Annotated in this window: 10 protein-coding genes and 1 pseudogene; 4 read left to right on the top strand and 7 right to left on the bottom strand. The window is 50.9% G+C overall.

What is annotated here, in order from left to right:
• The 4 genes from ABYW01_RS07630 to ABYW01_RS07615 form a co-directional block, all read right to left on the bottom strand.
• Positions 1–521, bottom strand: a 521-nt coding sequence (locus ABYW01_RS07630; RefSeq protein ID WP_372831885.1) for an ATP/GTP-binding protein, incomplete at its 3' end; no start/stop codon positions are given.
• A gap of 199 nt (positions 522–720) precedes the next feature.
• Positions 721–1,149, bottom strand: coding sequence for a hypothetical protein (locus ABYW01_RS07625; RefSeq protein ID WP_372831884.1), 429 nt, complete (start codon positions 1,147–1,149; stop codon positions 721–723).
• A gap of 67 nt (positions 1,150–1,216) precedes the next feature.
• Positions 1,217–1,480: a hypothetical protein gene (locus ABYW01_RS07620; RefSeq protein WP_372831883.1), complete on the bottom strand. Its 264-nt coding sequence runs from the start codon at positions 1,478–1,480 to the stop codon at positions 1,217–1,219.
• Positions 1,477–2,079 (bottom strand): YjaG family protein, encoded by a 603-nt coding sequence (locus ABYW01_RS07615; protein WP_372831882.1) that lies wholly within the window; start codon positions 2,077–2,079, stop codon positions 1,477–1,479. The genes ABYW01_RS07620 and ABYW01_RS07615 overlap by 4 nt, the downstream gene beginning before the upstream one ends.
• 170 nt (positions 2,080–2,249) lie before the next feature.
• On the opposite strand from ABYW01_RS07615, the gene ABYW01_RS07610 reads away from it, so the two are divergent.
• Both ABYW01_RS07610 and ABYW01_RS07605 read left to right on the top strand, forming a co-directional pair.
• A complete protein-coding gene (locus ABYW01_RS07610; protein ID WP_372831881.1) occupies positions 2,250–2,804 on the top strand; it encodes a TRAP transporter small permease subunit in 555 nt (184 codons plus the stop codon).
• Complete coding sequence (locus ABYW01_RS07605; RefSeq protein WP_372831880.1) at positions 2,801–4,180, top strand: TRAP transporter large permease subunit; 1,380 nt, start codon at positions 2,801–2,803, stop codon at positions 4,178–4,180. Before ABYW01_RS07610 ends, ABYW01_RS07605 begins: the two co-directional genes overlap by 4 nt.
• Before the next feature lie 93 nt (positions 4,181–4,273).
• Here ABYW01_RS07605 and ABYW01_RS07600 read toward each other — a convergent pair whose 3' ends face one another.
• On the bottom strand, positions 4,274–5,353 hold the full coding sequence (locus ABYW01_RS07600; protein ID WP_372831879.1) for a TRAP transporter substrate-binding protein: 1,080 nt from the start codon (positions 5,351–5,353) through the stop codon (positions 4,274–4,276).
• Positions 5,354–5,589: 236 nt separating this feature from the next.
• On the opposite strand from ABYW01_RS07600, the gene ABYW01_RS07595 reads away from it, so the two are divergent.
• Both ABYW01_RS07595 and ABYW01_RS07590 read left to right on the top strand, forming a co-directional pair.
• Positions 5,590–6,489 carry an SIS domain-containing protein gene (locus ABYW01_RS07595; protein ID WP_193955287.1) on the top strand — a complete coding sequence of 300 codons (900 nt, stop codon included), beginning with the start codon at positions 5,590–5,592 and terminating at the stop codon, positions 6,487–6,489.
• Between the two features lie 334 nt (positions 6,490–6,823).
• Positions 6,824–7,024, top strand: coding sequence for a PA3496 family putative envelope integrity protein (locus tag ABYW01_RS07590; RefSeq protein ID WP_193955288.1), 201 nt, complete (start codon positions 6,824–6,826; stop codon positions 7,022–7,024).
• A 70-nt stretch (positions 7,025–7,094) separates the two neighbouring features.
• Here ABYW01_RS07590 and ABYW01_RS07585 read toward each other — a convergent pair whose 3' ends face one another.
• Positions 7,095–8,585, bottom strand: a complete 1,491-nt coding sequence (locus ABYW01_RS07585) for an FMN-binding glutamate synthase family protein (RefSeq protein ID WP_372831878.1) — start codon at positions 8,583–8,585, stop codon at positions 7,095–7,097.
• A gap of 231 nt (positions 8,586–8,816) precedes the next feature.
• A pseudogene (locus ABYW01_RS07580) lies at positions 8,817–9,083 on the bottom strand (glutamine--fructose-6-phosphate aminotransferase); the annotation flags it as partial.

Here is a 9,083-nt window from a genome sequence, read left to right as displayed (position 1 = left end):
TCCAGAATCAGTTCAACCAGCCCCAGCAGGTCAGACGTCCGGCGCCCATCGATGAAACACACCGATGCCTCTTTGCCCAACTCTTTAAGCAGGTCGTAATACTCGTCCTGTGACGGGCGTGCACGCAGATCAGAACGCGTCACCGCAACCACTAATCGTTTGTCGGCAATCACGTTCGCAAATTCACGGGCGTAGTATTTAAGGTCGCGCATGGGGTAGTTGCGGGTATTGTCGATCATCATCACAACACCGGCACAATCTTTGGCGATCTCTTCCGAAAGCAGCTCCCACATGAAGCGGAAACGTGCCTGTCCCGGCGTACCATAAAGATGAACGCGTGATGCTTCGCTCAGCGTAAGACGGCCATAGTCCATCGCAACGGTAGTGGTCTGCTTACGACGTCCGGTCACATCAGACACCTGAGCCTCGGTGTCCAGACAATCGATGTCACTGATCGAACGAATTGCAGTTGTTTTACCCGAACCTACTGGCCCGATAAAGAGAACTTTATGATTTTCCATGCAGAATCTACTTCGTAAGCGCTCAGAATCACCTAACGCGTGATGCGCTGAAGAGCCAGCTATCGAAATGGCGTGTCACGCAACGCGCACCACAACAGAGCAAGGGTGCCATATTCCTCAAAACATGTCAGCTTCCCGTAAAGGTCTGAGTGTATCCTAATACTGGCAACCGTATGATGAGTAAGGTCAGGTATGGTGATTATTGGCTGCAGAACAGCTGTTGTTGGCGCATCAACAAACGGCAATTATCTCCGCGAATGTTGTTTTCACGGCAATAACCTTTTGCCCAGTCCTTATCATCTTCGGTCGGCTTGTCACGAAACTCCGGCACACCTTCGCAAAAACCATCGCTCGGCGACGCCTGCACTAAACACGCTTTGAGAAACTTACCGGCTGCAACTGTGCACTGATAACCCAAACAGCCATCAAAATCCTGTAGCGCCTGGTCCAGACACTGCTGCTGATTGGCCGATTGACCCAACGCCGTACCGGCATCTATTCTTTCCTGAAACACCTGATTCTGTTCAGCATTGAAATCCTCAAGCCAGCCGCTGTTTGCCATCCATAACAACAGCAATGCACCTGCGATAACAACCGCCAGCGCGGCAATTCCCAGTTTCTTTTTCATTTCGTGAATCTCTCAGATCAATCCTTGGTGCACACATTCACGGCCCCTCGCTGAGGGTCGCCGTGACTCAACGTGCGCGGGTATATAGTCCTGCCAAACAGAGGAATAACCCCAACACAGACAGCAACATACCACCGTTTACCAACAGCGGGTTGCGCTCCATAAACGGGCTGTAAGCATGGGTCAGGGTCTGGTCACACACACCATTAAAATAGTCGTAGGAGCCGCCAGCACTCAGACAGGCATTCACCGCCGACAGCTCAGTGAAGTAGGAACCCATCATGACCACGAGTGGCAATATGAGAAGCAACAGACCAATACGTAAAATCATTCGCTGTCAGTGATCCCGATATTGCTGACACCTTCGTTGTGCGCCAGCGCACGCAGTTCAGTGATCAGTTCTTTGTTGGCCTTTTTCGCCGCAGTAATCCGGGCCAGAACTTCGTCCTGAAAAGCCTCTTCCTGCTCCATCATTTCATGCGTGTTGATCAGGCGAACAACGTCTTCGTCGGAAAGCTGATCATCCGCTTCACTGACCTCGATAAACGTCGCAACGCATTCACGGGATAAGCTCGCTATATTAGCGGCTTCTTCAGCGTCTGCGACAAGTACGACGTTAAGAGTTGAGTACAGCGCGACCACCGCGTCATTCGCCGGAAAAGCACCGTACATCGTGAACTCTTCCAGATCAGGGATGTTAGCCTCAACCTTATCCAGCTGAACTTCGAAGTTCATCTTGGCACCGGTGTTTGCCAGCTTATCCCAGACACCATTCAGGATCTGGCGCAGCTGTTGTGCGTTGCCAAACTCCACCAGACGCGAAAAAAGCGCAAAGTTCGGAAACATGCGTTCACTCAGGGCTGCACTGAAGGCAACCAGCTGCCAGTCTTGCAGCTCAAACAGCTGCGGGTTAGTAGACTGATCGGACATAGTCTCTGTTCTCCACCGGTACGGACATATATATATGCGCCTATTGTACGGTTTTTAAATCAAATATCCGAATAAGATCAACGTACGCGATACTACGGATGCAATTAGCATGAGCAATATTGTTATACTTTGGCGTTAATAATAAAAAGCTTCATAGGGTATGCGACCGTATGACCTCTTCAAATACACCTCTTAGCACACTCGTGCGACTGATCGATGGGATCAGTGAGTGGACTGGCCGGGCTATCTCCTGGCTGACTCTGACTATGGTGCTGGCCACGTTTACCATCGTGGTGATGCGTTACCTGTTCAACATAGGCAATGTCGCCTTGCAGGAATCTGTGATCTACATGCACAGCTTCGTCTTTCTGCTAGGGGCCGCCTATACGCTAAAACATGATGGCCACGTGCGCGTGGATATCTTTTATCGCCCGATGGGTGAAAAAGGTAAAGCCATCATCAACCTCTTCGGCACAGTGTGTCTGTTGCTACCGGTTACCGGTTTTATCTTTTACATCTCCTGGGAGTATGTAGCCACGTCATGGGAGCTGACCGAAGGCTCTCAGGAAGCCGGAGGTATCCCTTTTCGATACATCCTTAAAACCAGTCTGTTGTTAATGCCTGCAATGATGATGCTGCAAGGTATCGGTGAAATCCTGCGCAGCATATTAGTGCTGACCGGTCAGGGGCACTTGCTAGAGGAAGAAGAGGGTCACGCACTATGATGGAATTTCTACCTCTGCTGCTGTTTGTTGGCGCTATTTTTGTACTGTTGCTGGGCTATTTCGTGGCCTTCGCACTGGCGGGCACCGGTCTGCTGTTTGCAGCCATCGGGGCTTACACCGGACATTTTGATTCAGTTTTCCTTGAAGCGATCCCGAACCGCCTGTTTGGCATCATGAACAACGAGGTGCTGATCGCAGTACCACTGTTTGTGTTTATGGGTGTCATGCTGGAGAAATCCCGGATCGCCGAAGAGCTGCTGGATACCATGGCCTTGCTGTTTGGCCCCATGCGCGGTGGACTGGGCATCTCAGTCACTCTGGTTGGTATGCTACTGGCAGCCAGTACCGGTATCGTGGGGGCGACCGTTGTGACGATGGGCCTGCTATCACTGCCGACCATGCTGCGCCGTGGTTATGACCCCTCCATTGCGGCAGGTACTATCTGTGCTTCCGGTACGCTGGGTCAGATCATCCCGCCATCCATCGTACTGGTACTGCTGGGTGACGTAATCTCTTCCGCGTATCAGCAATCCCAGCTTGATCGGGGCATTTTTTCACCGGATACCGTCACGGTCGGCGACTTGTTCCTTGGCGCACTGATTCCCGGCCTGATGTTGGTGGGTGCGTATATTCTTTATATTGTATTTAAAGCAATCACGAAACCTGAGCTAGTACCGGCGATTCCTGCCGAAGAGCGTGACGCCGTTAACAATCTTGGTAGCCGGGTACTGAAAGCATTGGTGCCGCCCGTCCTGCTAGTTGGCCTTGTATTGGGTTCCATCCTTGGTGGACTGGCAACCCCGACCGAAGCAGCATCTGTCGGCGCTGTCGGAGCGATTGTGCTGTCGATGGCACGTAAAAGCTTCAGTTTGAATGTACTGCGTGAGGTGATGCGCTCTACCACTCAGGTCAGCTCGATGGTCTTTGTCATCCTGATTGGCGCATCGATCTTCTCACTGGTCTTCCGCGGTTATGGCGGTGATGACATGGTGCGGGACTTCCTCACCGAACTGCCGGGAGGCGTAGTCGGTGCGATGTTGCTGGTCATGCTGGTGATTTTCTTGCTCGGCTTCTTCCTCGACTTCATTGAGATCACCTTCGTGGTGATACCGATTGTCGCGCCGATTCTGCTGAATATGGGACTGGATCCTGTATGGCTGGGTGTGATGTTTGCGTTGAACCTGCAGACCTCATTCCTGACGCCACCGTTTGGTTTCGCCCTGTTCTATCTGCGCGGGGTAGCACCGGACAGTATCTCCACCATGCAGATCTACCGGGGTGTTATACCGTTCATCGCCATTCAGTTGATTGCCTTGGCGCTGCTGGCTTACTGGCCAAGTCTGGCAACCTGGTTGCCGGATCTGGTGTACGGGTAAGCTATCAAAGCTGCAGCACGCGACTCGCGACTGCAGCTAAAACAGGCATAAAAAAAGCAGGCTTAGGGCCTGCTTTTTTGTGTACCGTTTATCTTACTTCAAGGAGCGAGCGTTCATATAAGCCTGCTCGGACACCGCATGCCATGCAGTCGCCTGATCGCGGAATTTCACGAAAGAGTCATACACTTTTTGTGCCATTGGATCTTTCGCAGCTTCTTCTGCTACCACTTCGTCAGACAAGGTTTTCAGTTTCTTCAGTACATCATCCGGGAACTTGCGCAGCTGTACGCCATGCTCTGTCACCAGCTGTTCCAGCGCACGGTTGTTCTTCGCAGTGAAGTCAGCCAGCATATCCTGGTTAGCCACGCGGATAGCATTACGGACCAAAACCTGCAGGTCTTTCGGCAACGCTTCGAACGCTTCCTTGTTGATGAAGCTTTCCAGCGTAGTACCTGGCTCATGCCATCCTGGGTAGTAGTAATACTTAGCCGCTTTATACAGACCGAACGCCAAATCGTTGTAAGGTCCTACCCACTCGGAAGCATCAATCGCACCTGACTGCAGTGCTGGGAAGATTTCACCACCCGGCAGCAATACCGGAGTACCGCCCGCACGTTTCAGGACTTCGCCACCCAGACCCGGCATACGCATCTTCAGGCCTTTAACGTCATCCAGGCTGTTGATCTCTTTGTTAAACCAACCACCCATCTGCACACCCGTGCTACCTGCAGCACCTGGCACCAGACCAAACTTCGCGTACAGCTCTTCCCACAGCTCCATACCGCCACCGTGGTACAACCAGCTGTTCATCTCCTGAGCCGTCAGGCCAAAAGGTACCGCAGCAAAGAACTGCGCCGCGATGCTCTTACCTTTCCAGTAGTACGCAGCGCCGTGGCCCATTTCTGCCGTACCACGTGAAACAGCATCAAAGATTTCCAGTGCACCCACCAGTTCTTTTGCACCGTACACTTTTACCTGAACACGGCCGTTGGTCATTTCACCAATCAGCTTAGCCAGATAGTTTGCGCCAGTACCCAGTCCCGGGAAGTTCTTCGGCCACGTAGTGACCATTTTCCATTTGTACTCTGGTGCTGCATGGGCAGCGCCGGATGCCATTGCGCCGGCTGCCAATGTGGCCGCACCTGCGCCTTGCAAAAATTGACGACGTTTCACAAGCCTACTCCCTTGAATTATTTTTTTGCAGTGGGATTGAAAATAGCACTCAGGGCGCCGACTCGCAATTGACATGAAACAGCGAACTACACCTGATCTTCATCTGGTACCACCGAAAAAACTTGAGCTGTGATACATATTTAGCAGTTGGGGCTATGAAAGCGTGATCTAAAAGGCTCCCTATCGTAGATAAGCTTGATATACTTTTGGCGATTGTTAGCCCGTGGGGAATAACCTTGAACTCCTTTAACCTGTTGAAGTCCATTGCCGATGCCCGGCCAAAGCTGCGAAAGTCTGAACAGAAGGTTGCAGACTTTGTATTGGCGCATCCCAATGACGTCATCCACATGCGTATTGTTGATCTGGCCTCGGAAGCCAATGTCAGCGAACCGACCGTGGTGCGCTTTTGTCGTGCGTTAAACTATGACGGTTTTCAGGACTTCAAACTGACGCTGGCACAGGGCGTTGCTTCAAATCCTAACTTTGAACAATTTTCTCTGAACCGCAAAGATACAGTCACCGAGTTCAAGACCAAGATCTTCGACTCTATGATCGGCAACTTGATGAATATCCGCGAACAGCTCGATCCGCAGATTCTTGAAGATGCCATTCAAGTGCTGGCTAAGGCCACCCGCGTCGAATTTTACGGCTTTGGTGCATCAGCACCGGTATGTACGGATGCGCAGCACAAGTTTCACCGTCTGCAGATCACCGCAACGTCTTATTCTGATCCACATATGCAGACCATCTCTGCTGTGACGCTCAAAGAAGGTGACGTTGTGGTCGCGATCTCCCAGACGGGGCGCACCAAAGACCTGCTGCATACCGTGAAGCTGGTACAAGAGACTGGTGCTACAGTGATCTCTTTATGTCCGGGTGGTACCCCTCTGGCCGAACTGGCAACCATTGCCATTCCCATTGATGTGGAAGAAGACAAAGATCTAAGTACCCTGATGTCATCCCGCGTGATTCATCTGGTTGTTATCGACGTCCTCGCAGTGGGTGTGGCGATGAAGCTCGGACCGGGTTTGCTCGATCACCTTAAAACGATTAAGCGTAGCCTGCGGTCATTGCGCCAGAATGACAAACGTCCTCCGATTCGTCGTCAGGGACAATCCACTCTGGATCACGAATAACCCTCCACTGATCAGCATCAGTGGTCTGTTCAGGCCACTGATCTTTAGATTTTAGACTAAGGTCTATCTCTCCCTTCTCAGCTTTAATTTTTCTGCAATGCAGAGCCGTTAGCATCCGTTCTGACTCTCAGATTGTTTGATATTTGCTCACATCTGCGATAAAAGAAAAACCAAGGGATGAATGCACCGGCTGATTTCCCCATACGTAACCAGCGTATTTATTGCGGAAAACCAGCTTTGCACACCCTTCAACAGACTATCTCAGAGAGATCTTTGACTGTCCGGGTGGATAGCAGATCGATCTCCTGACTGTGATGATCTAGGAGCTTGAATTATGCTGGTTAGAAAAGAGCAGGACCTCAACACTATTCAGACAGAAGTGTTCGACTTGCTGGTCGGATACCAAGAAGAAGAGCAGCTAAGTAAAAAGAAAGTTGCTTCCCGCCGCTCCTTAAGAGCCCGCCGCGCGATAGAAAAACACTTCGAAGAAAAAAAACTGCACGATGATATCGATGAACTCTGGTTCAACGAATAATTACATACAAAAAAGCCAGCTGAGATTAACCTCGCTGGCTTTTTGATGCTTCGCTTATAGCAGTGGAGTCTCAGTACTCAGGGTAAAGAATATCCAGCGGTACTGAACGGCTACCTTCGACCACGATCGCGGCGTGCTTGCGCCGCAGCTGACGGGGTTCGGAAACACCACACGAGTGTGCAATCATCTCAACCTCATGTACCAGATGATCATGATAGTTGCGTACACGCTCTGCCTTATCTTCTGGAACAAGACCACGCTGAAGATCAGGATCGTGTGTAGTAATTCCGGTCGGACAGGTGTTCTTATTGCATTGCAGTGCCTGAATACAGCCCAACGCAAACATATAACCGCGCGCCGACACCACAAAATCAGCCCCCATGCAGATCGCGCCAGCCACATCCGTTGGATTAATCAGCTTACCCGATGCAACCACCCGGATACGATCCCGCAGATCGTGCTCTACCAATTTATTCACCAGAATAGGTAAACTCTCACGCAGTGGCAGGCCGACACTATCCATTAACGGCATAGGTGCCGCCCCTGTGCCACCATCAGAGCTGTCCAGCGTAATGAAATCTGGCGCGGCTTCTACGCCACGACTTTTTATCTTCAGGCAAAACTCATCCAACCAACTCGCGTCACCCAGCACCAGTTTAAATCCACAAGGTTTGCCACTCACATCGCGTACACGTTCGACCATATCCAGCAGATCATCGATACATGCAATGTCGGGATGTCGGTTCGGACTAATGGACGCTTCACCCAATGGGATACCACGAATATCCGCAATTTCTTTGCTCACCTTCTCCGCTGGCAGAATCCCGCCTTTACCCGGCTTTGCACCCTGACTCAGCTTAATTTCGAACATCTTTACCTGAGGTAGCGCCGCTTTTTCTTTCAGCTTTTCATCAGCCAGCCCACCATCACCGTTGCGTACGCCGTACTTCGCGGTGCCAATCTGATAAACAACGTCACAGCCGCCTTCGATATGAAAGGGTGATAAGCCCCCCTCACCGGTATTCATCCAGCACCCTGCCTGTCTTGCACCATTCGCTAAGGCTAATACAGCTGGCCGGGACAACGCCCCGTAGCTCATCCCTGACACATTAAAAAAGGATGGAGCATCGTAAGGCTGGCGGCAAAACTGACCAATCCGAAGCGGCTTTGTCGCGCTGGCGTCTTCTTTCAAAGTAGGAAACGGGCAGCTGAGAAAAAGATAGGTACCGGGCACACGCAGATCACGCGAGGAACCAAACGCCACCATGTTATCGACGTTTTTAGCTGCACGATAAACCCAGGAGCGCTGAGCTCGGTTAAATGGCATCTCTTCCCGATCCATCGCGAAGAAATATTGGCGAAAGAACTCGCCGACATGCTCAAACAGATAACGGAATCGTCCAACCAGAGGATAGTTACGACGAATCGCTTGTTTCGTCTGATGTTTATCAACCTGATAGATCACCAGGGCAGCAACAATGTCTCCGACAACCAGCAGTAGCAACATGGCACCGGAAAAAGCGATAAAGTTGATAACGAAATTAGTAACTGTGTCGTTCATAACACCTCCACAACAGACACCCGTGATCCAGTTCGCGGCATATCCCAGTGATTATTAGAGTTATTTTTGGCAGTGTAACTGATTGATCATTAACGGCGCATCCGCTTTTTGGAGACGTTTAGTATCCATCAGCGGACCAATACTGACATGACTTAATGATTTATCCCTGAAAAAAATAGCGGCCTAAGCCGCTATTTCTGAATAAACATAAAGTCCAAAGGACTACGCGGGTTATTCGACAGTGACCGATTTAGCCAGGTTACGAGGCTGATCCACATCCGTACCTTTCAATACGGCCACATAGTAGGAAAGCAGCTGTAACGGGATGGTGTAGACAATGGCTTCGAGAATAGCGGGAACCTCGGGCACCTGAAGTACCTGAACACCCTCTTCCTGTTTCAGTTCATTGCTGTCACCAGCAAACACAAACAGTTCGCCGCCACGCGCCTGTACTTCCTGAAGATTCGCTTTGAGTTTATCCAGCATGCCATTCTTGGG

The sequence above is a fragment of the Pontibacterium sp. genome (assembly GCF_041587635.1).
Lineage (GTDB): Bacteria > Pseudomonadota > Gammaproteobacteria > Pseudomonadales > Balneatricaceae > Pontibacterium.
This window is presented reverse-complemented; position numbering and strand designations above follow the sequence as displayed.